This window comes from Nocardiopsis exhalans (assembly GCF_024134545.1).
Lineage (GTDB): Bacteria > Actinomycetota > Actinomycetes > Streptosporangiales > Streptosporangiaceae > Nocardiopsis > Nocardiopsis exhalans.
Map to the genome: position 1 here is coordinate 6,187,733 of NZ_CP099837.1, position 17,296 is coordinate 6,205,028.

Below are 17,296 nucleotides of genomic sequence, written 5' to 3' on the forward strand. Positions count from 1 at the left end.
CCCCGCCAGCCGAGACCCCAACCTCATGCCATGAGCGCTGATCCCGCCCCCTCCCTCCACCTCGCCGTCTACGACGGAATGGCCGACTGGCAGTACGGGCATGCGATCGCGCAGGTGAGATCTGGGCTGGGGCCGCACGGGGCGGGGAGCCTCGGGGTGGTCACCGTGGGGCTGTCCGGTACGCCGGTGACCACGATGGGCGGGGTGACGGTCCTGCCCGACCTCACGCTGCCCCAGCTCAAGCCCTCGGCCAGCGCGATGCTCGTCCTGCCCGGCTCCCCCGGCTGGGACTCGGCGCCCGAGACGATGGCGCCGCTGGCCTCGGCGGCGGGCATCTTCCTCGACGCCGGGGTGCCGGTGGCCGCGATCTGCGGGGCCACCGCCGGGCTGGCCAGGGAGGGACTGCTCGACCACCGGGACCACACCAGCTCCGCGCCGGACTACCTCCTGGGCACCGGGTACGCGGGCGGGCACCGGTACCGGCCAGAGCCGGCGGTCACCGACGACGACCTCATCACGGCCGGGGCCACCGCGCCGGTCGAGTTCGCCCGGGAGATCCTGGCCAAGCTCGACGTCCTCAGCCCGCGCGCCCTGCGGGCCTGGTACCGGCTGCACGCCCTGCACGACGAGGACGCCTACCTGATCCTCATGGAGGAGAGCTGAGGGAGGGGCCGGGGAGGGAGGCCTGACCGGAGGCGGTCCGAGCCCCGCCGAGTATCGTCATGGCAACGTTCCCCATCGAGGAGAAGCCTTGATCGACCTGCGCTCGGACACCCTGACCCGTCCCACGCCCGACATGCGCCGGGCCATGGCCGAAGCCGAGGTCGGCGACGACGTGTTCGGCGAGGACCCGACCGTGCGGGCCCTGGAGGAGGAGACCGCGGCCCTGCTCGGGCACGAGGCCGCGCTCTACGTCCCCTCCGGGCACATGGCCAACCAGCTCGGGCTGTACGTGTCCGCGCACAGCGGCGAGGAGGTGTGGGCGCACGAGAACCACCACCTCATCGGCGACGAGCAGGGCGCCGCGGTGGTGCTCTCCCGGGTACTGCCGCGGCTGTACTCGGGCGACCCCTTCCCCGCTCAGGAGCTTCTGGACACCTGGATCTCGGGGCTCGGCGACGTCCACCGCGCCGACCCGGCCCTGTTGTGGCTGGAGAACACCTTCAGCGGCCGGGTGGTCCCGCTGACCGAGCAGCGGCGGGTGACGGACTTCGCGCACACGCACGGGTTGAGGGCCCACCTGGACGGCGCCCGGCTGTGGAACGCCGCCACCCACCTGGAGGTCTCCCCCGCCGCGGTGGCCGCGGGCTTCGACACGGTGTCGGTCTGCTTCTCCAAGGGCCTGGGCGCGCCGGTGGGTTCGGCGCTGGCCGGTGACACCGACACGATCCGGCGGGCCCGGCGCGGCCGCAAGCTGCTGGGCGCGGGCATGCGCCAGGCGGGGATCATCGCGGCGGGCGCCCTGCACGCGCTGCGCCACCACCGGGAGCGGGTCGTGGAGGACCACGAGCGCGCGGCCCGGTTGGCCGGACTGCTGGAGGACCTGCCGGGGCTGTCCGTGCGGGCGCAGACCAACATGGTGCTGATCCGGACCCCTGAGGGACGGGCCGCGGAGTACCTGGAGGCCTTCGCCGCCCAGGGCGTGCGGGCACTCGGCGGCGGTTCCCGGGTCCGGTTGGTGTTGCGCCTGGAGATCACCGACAGCGACGTCGAGGACGCCGCGAAGGCGATCACCCGGGCCGCGGCCGAACTCTGAGCCGCCCATGACCTCGCCCGACCGCAGGTCAGCGCGGGTGCCCGTCGGTACACTTGGCCGATCTCGCGCAACGAAGGGGCACCGGCAGGTGTTGCGCATCACATCGCGTAGTAGCATCTGGCGTATGACATTGTCGTACTAGAGAGTGGTAGCACCGCAATGCCGGGAAGAATCCAGTCCATCGAACGCGCCGCCGCGATCCTCCGGCTCCTGGCCAGTGGCGCCCGCGGACTGAGCCTGGCGGAGGTCTCCCGCTCCCTGGAGCTGCCCAAGGGGACAGCCCTGGGCATCCTGCGCACGCTCCAGCACGTCGGTTTCGTGGAGCAGGACCCCGAGTCGGGCCGGTACCGCCTGGGCGGCGGAATGCTCAGCCTGGGCACCCGTTACCTGGACGGCAACGAGCTGCGCACCCGTGCGCTGAACTGGGCGGACACCCTCGCCTCACGCAGCGGGGAGAGCGTGCGCATCGGCACCCTGCACAAGCACCAGGTCCTGGTGGTACACCACGTCTTCCGCCCGGACTCCAGCCGGCAGACCCTGGACGTGGGCACCCTGCTGCCGCTGCACGCGACCGCCCTGGGCAAGGCCCTGATGGCCTTCGACCCGCTGGCCGTCCCCGAGGAGGTCGCCTCGGTGGAGACCGACTCCCCGGTGGAGCTCACCGCCTTCACGCGGCACACCGTCACGTCCATGGCGGCACTGGAGGGCCAGCTGACCGAGATCCGCGACAGCGGCTGGGGCTGGGAAGCGGAGGAGCTGGTCGAGGGCGAGGTGTCCATCGCCGCCCCCATCCGCGACCGGCGCAACGTCACCGTCGGCGCCATCGGAGTGCGCGGCGCCGTCGAGCGCCTGCGCGGCGAGGACGGAAAGCCCGACATGGAACAGGTTTCCTACGTCCGGGACGCCGCCCGCGCGATCTCCCGGGAGCTGGGCGTCACGCCCTACTAGGGCCCTGCCGAAGCCGATCCGGGGTCACCGCCGACAACCCCGCGGACCCCGTCCGGCACTCACATACCGTCACAGATCCCTGCCCCTTCCCCAAGGCGGCGTCCACTTCGTACCACTTCGCTGCCATCAGCGGAGTGGTGCTTTCCGTGTCCGGGCCCGTCCTGGGACAGTGACCGCCCCAAGCTGGTGACCCACGCAACACGATTGCGTCACACGGCCTTGACATGGGAAGGAAAGACGGTTGAAACTATCGCCTAATCATACGTCAATGTCGTACGTCGTTCGGTGACTATCGCCGATCACACCGTTTCCCACCCCGTTCCGCACCCGTCCACCTTGAAGGCGAGCACCGATGAGTCAGCAGTACGTCGCCGCGATCGACCAGGGCACCACGTCGAGCCGCTGCATCCTCTTCGACCAGGACGGACGCATCGTCTCGGTCGACCAACGAGAGCACCGTCAGATCTTCCCGAAGCCGGGGTGGGTTGAGCACGACGCCCTGGAGATCTGGACCAACGTCGAGGCCGTGGTCCAGGAGTCCCTGCAGAAGAGCGACATCACGCCGGACCAGATCGCCGCCATCGGCATCACCAACCAGCGCGAGACCACCCTGCTCTGGGACAAGGAGACCGGCGAGCCGGTCTACAACGCCATCGTCTGGCAGGACACCCGCACCGACGACATCGTCCGCGAGCTCGGCACCCAGGAGGGGCAGGACAGGTTCCGGCCCAAGTGCGGCCTGCCCCTGGCCACCTACTTCTCCGGTCCCAAGATCCGCTGGCTGCTCGACAACGTCGAGGGCGTCCGCGAGCGCGCCGAGCGCGGCGAGCTGCTGTTCGGCACCATGGACACCTGGCTCATCTGGAAGCTGACCGGCCGCCACGTCACGGACGTGACCAACGCCAGCCGCACCATGCTGATGAACCTGGCCACCCTGGACTGGGACACCGAGATCCTGGAGGCCATGCAGATCCCGGCCAGCCTGCTGCCGGAGATCCGCTCCTCCTCCGAGGTCTACGGCGAGTCCACCGGCTACCTGGCGGGCACCCCCGTGGCCGCCTCCCTGGGCGACCAGCACGCCGCCCTGTTCGGCCAGACGTGCTTCGACCCGGGCGATGTCAAGGGCACCTACGGCACCGGCACCTTCCTGGTGATGAACACCGGCACCGAGCCCGTGACCTCCAACAACGGACTGCTCACCACGCTGGGCTACAAGATCGGCGACGCCCCCGCCGTGTACGCCCTCGAAGGCTCCATCGCGGTCACCGGCTCCCTGGTCCAGTGGCTGCGCGACAACCTGGGCCTGATCTCCACCGCGCCCGAGATCGAGACGCTCGCGCGCACCGTGGACGACAACGGCGGCTGCTACATCGTCCCGGCCTTCTCCGGCCTGTTCGCCCCGCACTGGGACAGCGACGCCCGCGGCGTGATCGCCGGTCTGACCGGCTACGTCAACAAGGGCCACATCGCCCGCGCCGTCCTGGAGGCCTCGGCCTGGCAGACCCGCGAGGTCGTCGACGCCATGAACGCCGACTCCCAGATCGACCTGACCACCCTGAAGGTGGACGGCGGCATGACCGCGGACAACCTGCTCATGCAGATCCTGTCCGACGTGCTCGACGCCGAGGTCGTGCGGCCGATGGTCGCCGAGACCACGTGCCTGGGCGCGGCCTACGCGGCGGGGCTCGCGGTGGGCTACTGGCCCGACATCGAGACCCTGCGCGCCAACTGGCACAAGGCCGCCGAGTGGAACCCGAAGATGGCCTCCGATGTCCGCGAGCGCGAGTACCACAACTGGAACAAGGCCGTGCAGCGCACCCGCTCCTGGGTGGAGCACGAGGACAACAAGTAACGAGACGACCGCGCCCCGGGGGCACTAGTGCCACCTGGGACCCCCGGGGCGCGGATCCGGGGGCACCGCTCGGTGCCCCGCCCATCCATCCTGTGACGGGTGCGTCCGATTATGCCCGCAACGGGCAAGGCGCCGCCCCGTGACCCGGCTGCCCCCCTCACGGGGCGGAGGTCCCCATGCAAGACTTCTCGGTGTACCTGGCGGAGTTCATCGGTACCGCCATCCTGATCCTGCTCGGCGGCGGTGTCGTCGCCGGTGTCTCACTCGCCAGATCCAAGGCCCTCGCCGGGGGCTGGATCGTGGTGACGCTCGGCTGGGGTATGGCGGTCGCCATGGCCGTCTACGTTGTCGGCACCACCTCCGGCGCCCACATCAACCCGGCGGTCACGCTCGGCCTGGCCAGCATCGGCGAGTTCAGCTGGACCCTGGTGCCCGGCTACATCGCCGCCCAGCTCCTCGGTGCCTTCACCGGCGCCTGCCTGGTCTTCCTGGCCTACTCCGCGCACTGGAAGCACACCGACGACGAGGCCACCAAGCTGGGCGTCTTCAGCACCTCGCCCGGGGTGCGCAACCCGGTCGCCAACCTCACCACCGAGGTCATCGGCACCGCGATGCTGGTGCTGGGCATCCTCGGCATCGGCGCCAACTCCGGCCACGTCTCGGTCGGTGACGCCGACCTGTCCGGCCTGTTCGGCACCGGTCTGGCCCCGCTGCTGGTCGGCCTCCTGGTGCTCGCCATCGGTCTGTCGCTCGGTGGTCCCACCGGGTACGCCATCAACCCGGCCCGTGACCTGGGCCCGCGCATCGCGCACGCGCTGCTGCCGATCCCGGGCAAGGGCTCCTCCGACTGGGGCTACGCGTGGATCCCGGTGGTCGGCCCGATCGTGGGCGGTGTGATCGGCGCCTGGATCTGGCACCTGACCGGCTTCGGCGGCTAGCCGCGGCCCCGGCGGTATTCAGTATTCGCGGAGGGCGCCCGGATCGATCCGGGCGCCCTCCGGAGTTCCCGCCCCTCCCTGACCGTGACGTCACCGCGGCTCACCGGCCGAGGTGGACCTCCTCCAGGTAGTCGAGGGTCTCCCCCGGTCGCAGCGCCACCAGCCCCAGGTGGTTGAGCAGGTTCCGGTAGCGGGCCACGTCGTCCGGCTCCTCCAGGTAGATGCCGTCGGTGGCGGTCTCCAGGAAGACCACGGTCGGGTCGATGACATCAGGGAACTCCAGGATCACGCAGGAGCCGCCGCTGCCGGGGTTGACCCGGTCCGCCCTGGTCATCTGCACGGTGACATTGGGGCGCTGGGCCATCTCCAGGAGGTGCTTGACCTGACCGCGCCGGACCTCGGGGTGGTCGTGCAGGCGTAGCAGGGAGCCCTCGTCGAAGATCGCGTACAGCTCCGGCGGGTCCCTGTCCTCCAGGATGCGCTGTCTGGTCATCCGGGCGTCGACGGCCCGGCGGATCTCCTGCGGGCTGGCCAGGCAGGCCTGCGCGACGACCCGCATGTACTCGGGGATCTGGAGCAGCCCGGGCACCAGGAGGGGTTGCCAGGTCGTGATGGATCTGGCCTCGGCCTCGAAGCCGACGAACCGGGCCGCGAGGACGTCGCGGTACCGGGTCCACCAGCCGCGTTCGAGGGACTGGCGGCACAGGTCCAGGATCTCGTCGAACTCTCCCCCCGGGGGCACCCCGCAGGCCTCCAGGATCGCCCGGACCTCCGGGAGGCTGGGGCGCTTCTTCACCCCGGACTCGATGTTCGAATACGTGGACTTGGACAGGCCCGCTTCCGCCGCGGCCTCTTCGCTGGTCTTACGGGCGGCGAGCCGGACCCGCCGGAGCTCGGCGGAGAGCCGGCGCCGCCGGATCGTGGGTGAGTACCTATTGGCCATGATGCGGTTCATCGTAGGACCGGCGGCGCCTCCCCAGTGGGACAACCGGAGAACCCGGAGTCCAGGCATTTCTCCTGTTCAGGGAAACTGGAAGCCCACTCCAGGATTCCCGGATTCCAGCTTTTTCCTTGTGCGCGAGGCTTCTGGCCACGCTCCCAAACAGTGCGACAATGCCGAACCTCAAACACCCCAAGCGACATCACGAACCCCGTGGGTCACATCAGAGCCCTCAAGCGTCACCCAGGACCCGCCTCGATCAAGGGAACACCGCCAAGACCGACTCCGATCTTCACCATCGTTCGGCATTGTCGTATTATGCGTACGACACCCACCTGAAACGTGGAGCCCGTTCAGGTACGTGCGGAATCACCCCCCTCTCCAACGGACGGAGCACCAGCCATGACCGCCAGCACCCACCGAAGCGACGCCCCCGCGGTGCGCGCGCACACGCGCGAAGAACTCGCCCGGGGCACCTTCGACCTCCTCGTCATCGGCGGCGGGATCCTCGGCACCTCCGTCGCCTGGACCGCGACCCAGGCCGGCCTGCGCGTGGCCATGGTCGACGCCGGCGACTTCGCCGGAGCCACCTCCAGCGCCTCCTCCAAGCTCGTGCACGGCGGTCTGCGCTACCTCCAGACCGGCAACGTGCGCCTGGTCGCGGAGAACCACAAGGAGCGGCGCTCGCTCGCCTCCGATGTGGCTCCGCACCTGGTCAACCACCGCCCCTTCCTGGTGCCGATCTACTCCGGGGGGCCGCACGGCGCCGCCAAGATGGGCGCGGGCGTCTTCCTCTACTCCGCGCTGTCCGCCTTCGGCGACGGTATGGGCCGCCTGCTCTCGCCGCTCCAGGCCAAGCGCCTGGCGCCCGGGCTGCGCACCGAGGGCCTGAAGTCCGTCGCCGCCTACAGCGACCACCAGATGAACGACAGCCGGATGGCGGTCATGACGGTGCGCGCCGCCGCGGACGCCGGGGCCGTGGTTCTCAACCACGCCGAGGTCCTGGGGCTGCGCACCACCCGGGGCAGGGTGACCGGCGCCGACCTGCGCGACCGCGTGAACGGTGAGGACTTCGGGATCGACGCGCGGCTGGTCCTCAACGCGACCGGCCCCTGGGTGGACCACCTGCGCCGCCTGGAGGACCCGGCCGCGGCGCCCAGCGTGCGCCTGTCCAAGGGCGCCCACCTGGTGCTGCGCACCCCGGACCCGTGGCGGGCCGCGCTCACCATCCCGGTGGACAAGTACCGGGTCTCCTTCGCCATCCCGTGGGAGGGGCACCTGCTCCTGGGTACCACGGACGAGGCCTTCGAGGGCGACCCCGCGGACGTGGGCGTGGTGCCCTCCGACGTCGACCAGATCCTGGGCGAGGCGGCGCTGGGCATCGACGCCCCCTACCTGGACCGCGACCGCATGACCTACTCGTTCGCGGGGCTGCGGGTGCTGCCGGGCGGCCCCGGGGACACCAGCTCGGCCAAGCGGGAGACCGTGGTCAGCCAGGGGCGCGGCGGAATGCTCTCGGTGGCCGGGGGCAAGTGGACGACCTACCGGCACATCGGCCGGGCCGTCCTGGAGGAGCTGCGCAAGGTGTCGGCGGTCCCGCTGTCGGAGGACATGGCCGACCCGTTGCGGACCGTGCCGCTGCCCGGTCTGGCCAGCCCGGACGCGGTCACCCAGCGCCTGATCATCGACCGCGAGCCGGGCACCCGCCTGGACCCGCTGGTCGCCCGGCACCTGGCCTCCCACTACGGCAGCCTGGCCATGGACCTCGCCGCGATGGTGCGCGCCGAGCCGGAGCTGGGCGAGCGCATCCACCCGGACGGCCCGGACATCTGGGCCCAGGTGGTCTTCGCACGCGACCGCGAGTGGGCGGTGACCGTGGACGACGCACTGCGGCGCCGGACCACCGTCACCGTGCGCGGCCTGGACACCGCCGAGGTGCGTGAACGCACCAAGGCCCTCCTGGAGGCCTGAGTCGCACACAGGGGAGCCCCGGGGGACCGTTGTCGACGGTCCCCCGGGGCTCCGGTGCTTCCAGGGCTCGGGCCCCGAGCCAGAGGCTCCCGGGCACCGGCCCCGGACATGAGAACGCCCCCGGAGAGCCAGGCTCTCCGGGGGCGTTCCGCGACATTCACACCCCCGGAGGGGCGACATCGCAACGTCTGGCGGTCTTAGATCGCGACGACGTTCTCGGCCTGGGGGCCGCGGGTACCGGCGACGATCTCGAACTCCACGCGCTGGTTCTCTTCCAGGTTACGGAAGCCCGAACCCTGGATGGCGCTGTAGTGAACGAAGGCGTCGGGGCCACCGTCGTCGGGGGAGATGAAGCCGAAGCCCTTCTCGCCGTTGAACCACTTCACAGTTCCCTGAGCCATGTTTTCTCCTTCAGCTCGGTGTACACGGACGCATACTCACACGCCCGAAAATTGCCGCGAGCCGACTCCATGAGAAACCGCCCGCCGGTCACAAACTCCGCGGGCAAGACACCAACTGCGAAATTCAACGACTAACAATCTCTAATGAACGTACCACAGCCGAGCCAGCTGGTGATGGATTTCGGTGTGGCAACCCGCACGGCCCGCCGGGGAATACCGACGGGCCGGGCGGGGAACACGTGTGACGCGCGTGACAGCCACCGGAGTGTCACGGAACCGGCACCTCTAGTTTGCGAGGGAGTCGTTGACGCACTTCAGCACGGGTGGCGCCGTGACCGCCTCCGGGTCGAGCCCGGCACCGCCCGGCACCGTGAAGGTGTGGGACTCCCCCGGCAGCAGGGTCACCAGGGCGCTGTCCGCGCTCACCCCGGGGTCGAGCCGGTCCACGTTCAGGACCAGATCCCGCAAGAGCACACGCGCCCGGACCTTCACCCGCAAATCGGCACCGTCCACCCGCGTTTCCACGTCGAATTCGGGTTTTCGGTAGTCGAGTTCATGGTCACGGGAGAAGAACCACCAGGCCCGCTCTCCCGCGCCGTCGGCGGTCAGCACCTCACGGGCGGGGTCCTGGGCCCGCGCGACCCCCTCGGGCACCGGGATCCGCAGCGCGCCGCGGGGCGCCACCCGGACCGGATGCGCCGAGGCCGACAGGGCACGGCCGGTGTCGAAGTCGCGGCGAACCACCGTCACCTCGGTGGACCACTCCTGGTCGGTGTCGTTGCCCAGGACCACCGCCAGTCCACCGCCGGAGACCGGCTGGACGGTAGCCACCCGGTCCGCGTACACGCGGCGCAGCGCGTACCACAGGGGCTTGCGCAGCCCTGCCCCGTCCACCGCGGCCCACGAGGTGACCGGCCAGCAGTCGTTGATCTGCCACATGACCGTGCCGGTGCAGTACGGCCAGGTGGAGCGGAAGTGCTCGATACCCACGGTCAGGGCGCGCGCCTGGTTGACCTGGGTGAGGTAGTGCCAGTCGTCGTAGGACCAGTCGCGGTCACCGAAGTGCGCGGCCAGTCCGCGGGCCAGCTTGCCGTTGCCGTCGATCGCCTTCTGGTGGTGCAGCACACCGGGCGAGGTCGAGGTGAGCGGGGCGTCCGTCACCGAACCCCGCAGGGTGGAGTGGGCGGGCGGTGCCTGGTAGCCGAACTCGGCGGCGAACCGGGGCCGGTGGTCGCGGTAGACGGTGTAGTCGACCTCGTTCCACACGTCCCACAGGTGCATGGTGCCGTGGGTCGCCTCGTTGGGGTGGACGCCCTCCGCCTCGGAGTAGGGGCTGCCCGGCCAGTAGGGGCGGGTGGGGTCGAGTTCGGCGACCACGCGCGGCAGCACGTCCAGGTAGTACCCGGCGCCCCAGGCCCGGCCGTCGAGCTGTTCCTTCCAGCCCCAGTCCTCGTGCCCCCAGATGTTCTCGTTGTTGCCGCACCACACGGCGAGGCTGGGGTGCGGGGCCAGCCGCACGACCGCGTCCCGCGCCTCGGCCTCGACCTCGGTGGCCAGCGGCTCGTCCTCGGGGTAGGCGGCGCAGGCGAAGAGGAAGTCCTGCCAGACGAGCATCCCGTGTTCGGAGCAGAGTTCGTAGAAGTCCTCGGACTCGTAGATCCCGCCGCCCCAGACCCGCAGCAGGTTGATCCCGGCCTCGGCGGCCTGGTCGATCCGCTCCCGGTAGCGGCCGCGGCCGATCCTGCTGGGAAAGGTGTCGTCGGGAATCCAGTTGGCGCCCTTGACCAGGACGTCGCGGCCGTTGACGCGCAGGGCGAAGGCGGCCCCGTGCTGGTCGGGCGCGCTGTGCACGGCCACGTTCCGGAACCCGATCCGGCGCGTCCAGGTGTCGAGGATGCTCTGATCCGCACCGGGTTCGGCGGCGGACAGCTCCACGGTGAGGTCGTGCAACGGCTGGTCGCCGTGACCGCGCGGCCACCACAGCCCGGGGTCGGCGACCACCAGTTCCAGGGCGGCCTCCGTCTCGCCCGCGGGCACGGCGACGGTGGTGGTCTCCCCCGCCACCGTCGCGGCCAGGGTGAGGGGAACGTCCGTCCCGGGCCCGGTCCGCTCCACCGCCACCCGCACGCCGACCCGGCCCAGCGAGCCGTCCTCGGAGACCGACACCAGCGGCCGGACCGAGGCCAGCCGCGCCGTGGACCAGGCGTGCAGCCGGATCGGCCGCCAGATCCCGGAGGTCACCAGGGTCGGGCCCCAGTCCCAGCCGAAGTTGCAGGCCATCTTGCGGATGTACTGGTACGGCTCGTCGTAGGCGCCGGGGAGGAGGCCCATCCGCTCCCGGTTGGCCTCCGCGTACCGGTACGGCGAGGCGAACTCCACCTCCAGAGCGGGGTCCGCGCCGCCTTCGGCCAGCGCCTCGGTGGCGTCGAAACGGTACGAGCGGTGCATGTTGGCGGAGCGACCGACCTCCCGGCCACCGACCCGGACGGTGGCGACGGTGTCCAGACCGGCACAGACCAGGTCCACGCGTTCCGCCGTGCCGTCCAAGGCCTCGGCCTCGGCCGCCAGGGAGCGCGTGTACCTCCAGTCCGTGCGCCCGATCCAGCCCAGACGGTCCTCGTTGTCGTCCAGGTAGGGGTCGGCGATCAGGCCGTGGTCGAGCAGGTCCGTGTGGACACAGCCCGGCACAGTGGCGGTCACCTCGCCGACGCCGGAGGCTTGCTCCGCCAGGATGCCCCCGTGGGGCAGCGCCGTCAGCTTCCAGCCGTCGTGTAGGTCGAACCACGCGGTCATGCGTGTTCCTCTTTCGCGTGTGGTGTGTGGCTGTCGTGGTGCGGCAGGGCTGTCAGCGCTGGTCGATGCCGACGAAGTGCCCCTCCTCGGCCTCGGTGAGCGGCGCGGAGTCGTCACCCTCCTCGACCGTGGGCAGGGCTACGTCTTCGGGTGGGTTGGCCGCCAGCTCCGCGTCCACCTCCGCCCAGGTGCGGTGCAGCTGGGGAACGCACGACAACAGGTGTCGGCTGTAGGGGTGCAACGGGTTCTCGAACACCCTCCGGGTGGGCCCCATCTCGGCGATGGCGCCCTTGCGCAGGATCACGGACTTGTCGCTCACGTAGTTGCCGAGCGAGAGGTCGTGCGTGACGAACAGGATGCCCAGGCCCCGCTCCTTGAGGTCGCCCAGCAGGTTGAGCACGTCGATGCGGGTGGAGGCGTCCAGCATGCTGATGATCTCGTCCGCCACCAGCAGCCTGATGTCGAGCAGCAGCGCCCGCGCGATGAGCAGCCGCTGGAGCTGCCCGCCGCTGAGCTGGTGGGGGTACTTGTTGAGTACGTTGTCGGGGTCCAGACGGACCGTGCCGATCACGTCCAGGACCTTCTGCTTCCAGTCCGCGTCCGACACCCCGGGGAAGTAGGACGAGCGGATCATCGCGAACACCCGATCGGCCTTGAAGATCGGGTTGAAGGAGCTGAACGGGTCCTGAAAGACCCCCTGCACCCTCCGGTAGTACTCCTTCTTCGCCGAGAACCCGCGGATCCGCGAGACGTCCTTGCCCTCGAAGACGATGCTTCCGGAGCTGACCCCGGTCAGGCCGAGCACCATCTTGCCGATGGTGCTCTTGCCGCTGCCGCTCTCGCCGATCAGCGAGACCACCTCACCGGGCTCGACCGTCAGACTGACGTCGCGCACGGCGCGAAGCCTCGCTCCGCCGAACGCGCCCACCCGGTACACCTTGTGCACGTGGCTCAGTTCCAGCACGGCACTACCTCCCCGTCTTCCAGCAGGCGGCCCAGTGGCCGGGGTCGATCTCCACCAACGGCGGCGTCTCGGAGCACTCCTCCGAGGCGATGGGGCAGCGGTCCTTGAACCGGCAGCCCGTGGGCGGTTTCAGCAGCCCGGGCGGGGTGCCGGGGATGCCCTCCAAGCGGGTGTCCGCCGTGGTCGTGCCGACCTCCGGCAGCGCACCGATGAGCATCTTGGTGTAGGGGTGCTGCGGGTCGTTGATGATCGTGCTCGCCGGGGCCTTCTCGGCGATCCGGCCCGCGTACATCACCATGACCGTGTCGGCCATCTGGTAGACGAGCGAGATGTCGTGGGTCACGAAGATCATGCTCTTGACGTAGCCGCGGTCGCGGAACTCCACCATGGACTCGACCACCGAGCGCTGGGTGGACACGTCAAGGGCCGAGGTCGCCTCGTCCGCGATGAGCAGGGACGGGTTGAGCAGGGTGGCCATGACCATGACCACGCGCTGCTTCATCCCGCCGGAGAGCTCGAGCGGGAACCGGTGGAGCACGTCGGGGTCGAGTCCGACCAGTTCCAGGCGCCGGTTGAGCTCCTTGGCGACCGTGGCGGGGCGCACTCCGCGTGAACGCAACAGCTCGTTGATCATCCGCCCGATCTTGCGGGTCGGGTTGAGCGCGCTCATCGCGTACTGCGGGATGAGTGAGATCTCGTGGTAGCGGAACGGGCTCATCGCGCGATCGTCGGCGATGGGCACGTTCTTGCCGTCCAGCTCGATCGTGCCGCCCACGTGCCGCATTCGGCCGTCCAGCCGGATCAGGCTCTTGCCGAGGGTGGTCTTGCCGCAGCCGGACTCACCGGCCAGGCCCATGATCTCCCCGTCGGCGAGGTCGAAGTTCACCCCGTCGAGGGCGTGGACGTCCCCGCGCAGGGTCTGGTAGTAGACCTTCAGGTCGTTGACGCGCAGGGTCATCTCACAGCTCCCGCAGCTTGGGGTTGAAGACCTCGTCCAACCCGACGTTGAGGATGTACATCGAGCCGACCAGGAGGGTGATCGCGGCGCCCGGTGGGATGAACCACCACCACATCCCGAGTTGCAGGGCGCTCCACTGGACCGCGCTCTCCAGCATCAGCCCCAGCGAGACACCACCGGTGGGACCGAGGCCGATGAAGTCGAGTCCGGCGGCGATGAGCACGGCCCCTCCGAAGAGGAGGATGAACGACATCACCAGGTAGGAGCTCATGTTGGGAGCGATCTCGGTGGTGATGATCCTCCAGGTCCGGCGGCCGCTGAGCCGGGCCAGGTCGACGTAGTCCCGGGTGGCCAGGGACAGGGCCTGTGAGCGGACCGCCCGGGCCGCCCAGGGCCAGGACGTCAGACCGATGAACAGGGCCTGCACGACCAGGCCTCGAACATCGAGGTAGGCGACGGCGACGATGAGCACCACGAGCGCCGGAAGGACCAGCACCACGTTGGTGAGCATGTTGAGGATCTCGTCGACGAGGCCGCCCTTGTACCCGGCGACGAATCCGACCGTCGTACCGACGACGAAGGCGATGCCGCCGCCGAGGGCTCCGGTGATGAAGGTGGAGCGCAGGCCGTGGACGAACTGGGCCCAGATGTCCTGGCCGAACGAGGTGGTTCCCATCCAGTACTCGGAGCTGGGGGGCTGGCTCTGCGGTCCGATGTAGACGTTGGGCCCCTCGGTGACGAAGAGCGGACCGATGAGGCCGAGCAGCAGAAGGCCGAGGACGATGCCCGAGCCGATGAGCAGTTTGGGGTTGCGTCGGGCGAAGTGCAGGGTCTCGGAGACCTTGCGCTCGCCGACGGGTTCGGGCGCGGTGGCGGGGTCGACCGCTCCGGGGGCCCCGGGGATGTTGCTCATGACGAGCCTCCCGTCATCTGGACGCGCGTGCGCGGGTCGACCAGGACGTAGATGATGTCGATGATGAAGTTGGCGATCAGCACACCGATGACCACGAAGAGGAAGATCCCCTGCAGCAGGAACAGGTCGTTGTTGTTCAGCGATCTGAGGATGAGGGTGCCCAGCCCCGGATAGGTGAACACGATCTCGGTGAGCAGCGCTCCGGCGATGATCGTGCCCAGTTGAACCGCGAGCCCGGTGATCTGCGGCAGCATCGCGTTCCGGAACGCGTACCGGCGGATCAGTCGACGGGGGGCGCCCAGCGCCTGGAGGTAGTTGGAGTAGTCCGCCTCCAGCTCGTAGATGATCATGTTGCGCATGCCGATCGCCCAGCCGCCCAGACCCACGATGAACATGGACAGGAACGGCAGGAACCAGTGGGTGACCAGGTTCAGGAAGAACGGCCACGACCATGAGGGCGTGAGCGCGAAGCCGTAACCGCCCGCGGTGGGGAAGAACCCGCCCATGACACCCAGAGCCCAGAGCAGCAGCAGGGCCATCCACATGTACGGGGTGGCGGTCAGGACGTAGCCGACCGGCAGCAGGGTGTTGTCGAGGACCTTGCCTCGGGCGGCGAAGGCACCGAAGTGGTTGCCCACGATCCAGCTCAGCACGATGGCGGGGATCAGCAGGCCCAGGGTGTAGGGGACGTGACGCAGGATGATGTCGGTGACCGGCTCGGGATAGAGCCACACACTGACGCCCAGGTCCCCTCGGAAGAGGCCCGCCCAGAACGCGAAGTACTGCTGGTGGAGCGGGGTGTCGAGGCCGAAGACCTCGTTGTAGTAGGTGGTCATTCGTTCCAGGGCCTCCGGATCGGAGATCGAGGCCCTGTTGAGCATGCTGCGTACGGGGTCACCCGGCATGAACCGCGGAATCATCCAGTTGATGGTGACCGCGATCACGAAGGTGAGGCCGTAGAAGCCCAGCTTGCGACCCATGTAACGCCACACGGGTGTCCTCCAAGTATGGGGCGCGGGGTGGAGCGCTCCCAGTTTGGGAGCGCTCCACCTGCGCGTTATTCGGCCAGTTCGATCTCGGCGAGGGTGTGGATGGCGCCGATCTCGAACCATCCGTCCCACATGGCTGCGTAGCCGTGGTAGCCGCTCTCACTGGGCCAGTTGGTCCAGACGGAGTTGTTCTGCTGGGACCAGAGGCCGTTGTACCAGAGCGGGATCGCCGGAAGCTCGGCCAGCTGGATCTCCTGGATCCGCGAAGTGATCTCCGCGGCGCCCTCGGTGTCGTCGGCGGGAACCGTGGCGAGCTCCTGGACCAGGTCCCAGGCCTCCTCGTTCTCGTAGCGGCCGAAGTTGACCGTCGTCTGCTGGTCACGCAGCGGGAGCTGGAAGAGGTAGTCGTAGTACGTCCACGGCGTGTTGCTCAGCTGACGCTCGTTGTTGACCACCATGTCGAAGTCGCCGTCGTTGCGGTTGTCGACCAGCAGGTTGAAGTCCGGGTAGGTGGCTTCGATGTTGATGCCCACGTCCTGGGCGTTGTCGGCGATGACGCTGGCCGACTCCATCCAGTCGGTCCAGCCCGAGGGGACCTCCAGGGTGAGGGAGATCGGTTCGCCGTCGGGGGTCTCGACGTAGCCGTCGCCGTTCTCGTCCATGTATCCGGCCTCTTCGAGGATGGCCACCGCCTCGTCGGGGTTGTAGCTGTAGCCCTGCGCCTCGACCAGGTCGTGGTCGATGAAGTCGTCCCACTGGGGCAGCAGCCCGGTGGGACTGGCGGCCTCGACGAGGTTGGAGTACGGGCCCTCGACGATCTGGTCCATGTTGATGGCGTGTGCCAGGGCCCGACGGAACTCCACGTCGCCCAGTGCCTCGTGCTCGTGGTTGAGCACCAGCCATGCGGTGTTCGCGGACTGCATGAAGGGTGGGCCGTCGTAGTAGCTGGTGATTTCCTCGCCGTCGATGACCTGGTCGATCCCGGGCAGGAAGTTGTTCGAGATGTCGACGTCCCCGCTACGCACCAGGTTCATCGACGCCTCGTTGGACTCGACCACGATGTCGACGATGTACGTCGGCTTCATTTCCAGGCCGAGGGCCTCGGTGCCCCACCAGTCGTCGTTACGCTTCCAGACCATCCGGTCGTCCGCGTGCGTCTCGTAGAGGTAGGGGCCGCTGCCCACGGGGTCACTGTTGGTGTCGTCAGTGATCTCCTCCTGGCTCTTCTCCCCCCAGATGTGGTCCGGGACGATGCCGTGGCTGTAGGCCCAGTTCATCCACTCCTGCGGTCGGGTGTCCGAGAAGGTGACCGTGACCTCCAGGTCATCGGTGGCCTCAACGTCCTCGATGAAGTTCCAGATGTTGCTGTAGGAGACGTCCAACTGGCCGATCTCCAGGGTGGTGACCACGTCCTGGGCGACGATGGGTTCACCGTCGGACCAGGTCATCCCGTCGCGCAGGGTGATGACGTGGGTGTCCTCGGCCGGCCACTCGTCGCTCTCAGCGAGCCAGGGGACGTAGTCGCCCTCCTCCGCGTCGTAGTGGAAGAGCGGCTCGTAGGCCAGCCCCATGGTGCCGACGGCGTACTGCCCGCGCATGATCGGGTTCCAGTTGACCGGTGGCCCCCAGGAGGTGCCCACGGTGTACAGGGTCTCGTCCCGGGGGTAACCGCCGGAACCGCCCTCTCCGCCCTCGCCCGAGCAGGCACTGGCCACCATCACCAGTGCTGCCAGAGCAGCGGGAAGCCTCAGAGATTTCATCTCGACTCCTCCTTTCACCCGGTCGGCCCCTCATATGGGGGAAGCCGATCCTGTCGCGGAAGGCTGGGAGCGCTCCCAATTGGGGGGAGCGAAGGGCCGTTGCTGAACCGGGT

The 17,296-nt window shown here is 69.2% G+C and carries 14 protein-coding genes; 6 read left to right on the forward strand and 8 right to left on the reverse strand.

The window, feature by feature from the left end; genetic code table 11:
- Window positions 1-30: 30 nt before the first annotated feature.
- From NE857_RS27405 to NE857_RS27425, 5 genes are all read left to right on the forward strand, one after another.
- Window positions 31-663 carry a DJ-1/PfpI family protein gene (locus NE857_RS27405; protein WP_254418260.1) on the forward strand — a complete coding sequence of 211 codons (633 nt, stop codon included), beginning with the start codon at window positions 31-33 and terminating at the stop codon, window positions 661-663.
- Between the two features lie 88 nt (window positions 664-751).
- Window positions 752-1,756, forward strand: a complete 1,005-nt coding sequence (locus NE857_RS27410) for a threonine aldolase family protein (RefSeq protein ID WP_254418261.1) — start codon at window positions 752-754, stop codon at window positions 1,754-1,756.
- A 159-nt stretch (window positions 1,757-1,915) separates the two neighbouring features.
- A complete protein-coding gene (locus tag NE857_RS27415) occupies window positions 1,916-2,704 on the forward strand; it encodes an IclR family transcriptional regulator (protein WP_254418262.1) in 789 nt (262 codons plus the stop codon).
- A 352-nt stretch (window positions 2,705-3,056) separates the two neighbouring features.
- Entirely contained in the window at window positions 3,057-4,556 is a 1,500-nt protein-coding gene (gene glpK / locus NE857_RS27420; protein ID WP_254418263.1) for a glycerol kinase GlpK, read from the forward strand.
- Window positions 4,557-4,732: 176 nt separating this feature from the next.
- A complete protein-coding gene (locus NE857_RS27425; protein ID WP_254418264.1) occupies window positions 4,733-5,494 on the forward strand; it encodes an MIP/aquaporin family protein in 762 nt (253 codons plus the stop codon).
- A 100-nt stretch (window positions 5,495-5,594) separates the two neighbouring features.
- Here the strand turns inward: NE857_RS27425 and NE857_RS27430 are convergent, their stop codons facing one another.
- Window positions 5,595-6,449 carry a helix-turn-helix domain-containing protein gene (locus tag NE857_RS27430; protein WP_254418265.1) on the reverse strand — a complete coding sequence of 285 codons (855 nt, stop codon included), beginning with the start codon at window positions 6,447-6,449 and terminating at the stop codon, window positions 5,595-5,597.
- Window positions 6,450-6,836: 387 nt separating this feature from the next.
- On the opposite strand from NE857_RS27430, the gene NE857_RS27435 reads away from it, so the two are divergent.
- Window positions 6,837-8,405: a glycerol-3-phosphate dehydrogenase/oxidase gene (locus tag NE857_RS27435; protein ID WP_017581853.1), complete on the forward strand. Its 1,569-nt coding sequence runs from the start codon at window positions 6,837-6,839 to the stop codon at window positions 8,403-8,405.
- A 197-nt stretch (window positions 8,406-8,602) separates the two neighbouring features.
- On the opposite strand, the gene NE857_RS27440 is transcribed toward NE857_RS27435, so the two are convergent.
- From NE857_RS27440 to NE857_RS27470, 7 genes are all read right to left on the reverse strand, one after another.
- A complete protein-coding gene (locus NE857_RS27440; protein ID WP_017581854.1) occupies window positions 8,603-8,806 on the reverse strand; it encodes a cold-shock protein in 204 nt (67 codons plus the stop codon).
- A gap of 285 nt (window positions 8,807-9,091) precedes the next feature.
- The gene (locus NE857_RS27445) at window positions 9,092-11,599 is read right to left on the reverse strand and encodes a glycoside hydrolase family 2 protein (protein WP_254418266.1); all 2,508 of its coding nucleotides are present in this window, start codon (window positions 11,597-11,599) and stop codon (window positions 9,092-9,094) included.
- A gap of 52 nt (window positions 11,600-11,651) precedes the next feature.
- Window positions 11,652-12,563, reverse strand: coding sequence for an ATP-binding cassette domain-containing protein (locus NE857_RS27450; protein ID WP_254418267.1), 912 nt, complete (start codon window positions 12,561-12,563; stop codon window positions 11,652-11,654).
- 4 nt (window positions 12,564-12,567) lie between these two features.
- The gene (locus NE857_RS27455) at window positions 12,568-13,521 is read right to left on the reverse strand and encodes an ABC transporter ATP-binding protein (RefSeq protein ID WP_254418268.1); all 954 of its coding nucleotides are present in this window, start codon (window positions 13,519-13,521) and stop codon (window positions 12,568-12,570) included.
- A 1-nt stretch (window position 13,522) separates the two neighbouring features.
- The gene (locus tag NE857_RS27460; protein ID WP_254418269.1) at window positions 13,523-14,434 is read right to left on the reverse strand and encodes an ABC transporter permease; all 912 of its coding nucleotides are present in this window, start codon (window positions 14,432-14,434) and stop codon (window positions 13,523-13,525) included.
- Window positions 14,431-15,426: an ABC transporter permease gene (locus NE857_RS27465; RefSeq protein WP_254418270.1), complete on the reverse strand. Its 996-nt coding sequence runs from the start codon at window positions 15,424-15,426 to the stop codon at window positions 14,431-14,433. The genes NE857_RS27460 and NE857_RS27465 overlap by 4 nt, the downstream gene beginning before the upstream one ends.
- A gap of 65 nt (window positions 15,427-15,491) precedes the next feature.
- Window positions 15,492-17,183, reverse strand: coding sequence for an ABC transporter substrate-binding protein (locus NE857_RS27470; protein ID WP_254418271.1), 1,692 nt, complete (start codon window positions 17,181-17,183; stop codon window positions 15,492-15,494).
- Window positions 17,184-17,296 lie beyond the last annotated feature (113 nt).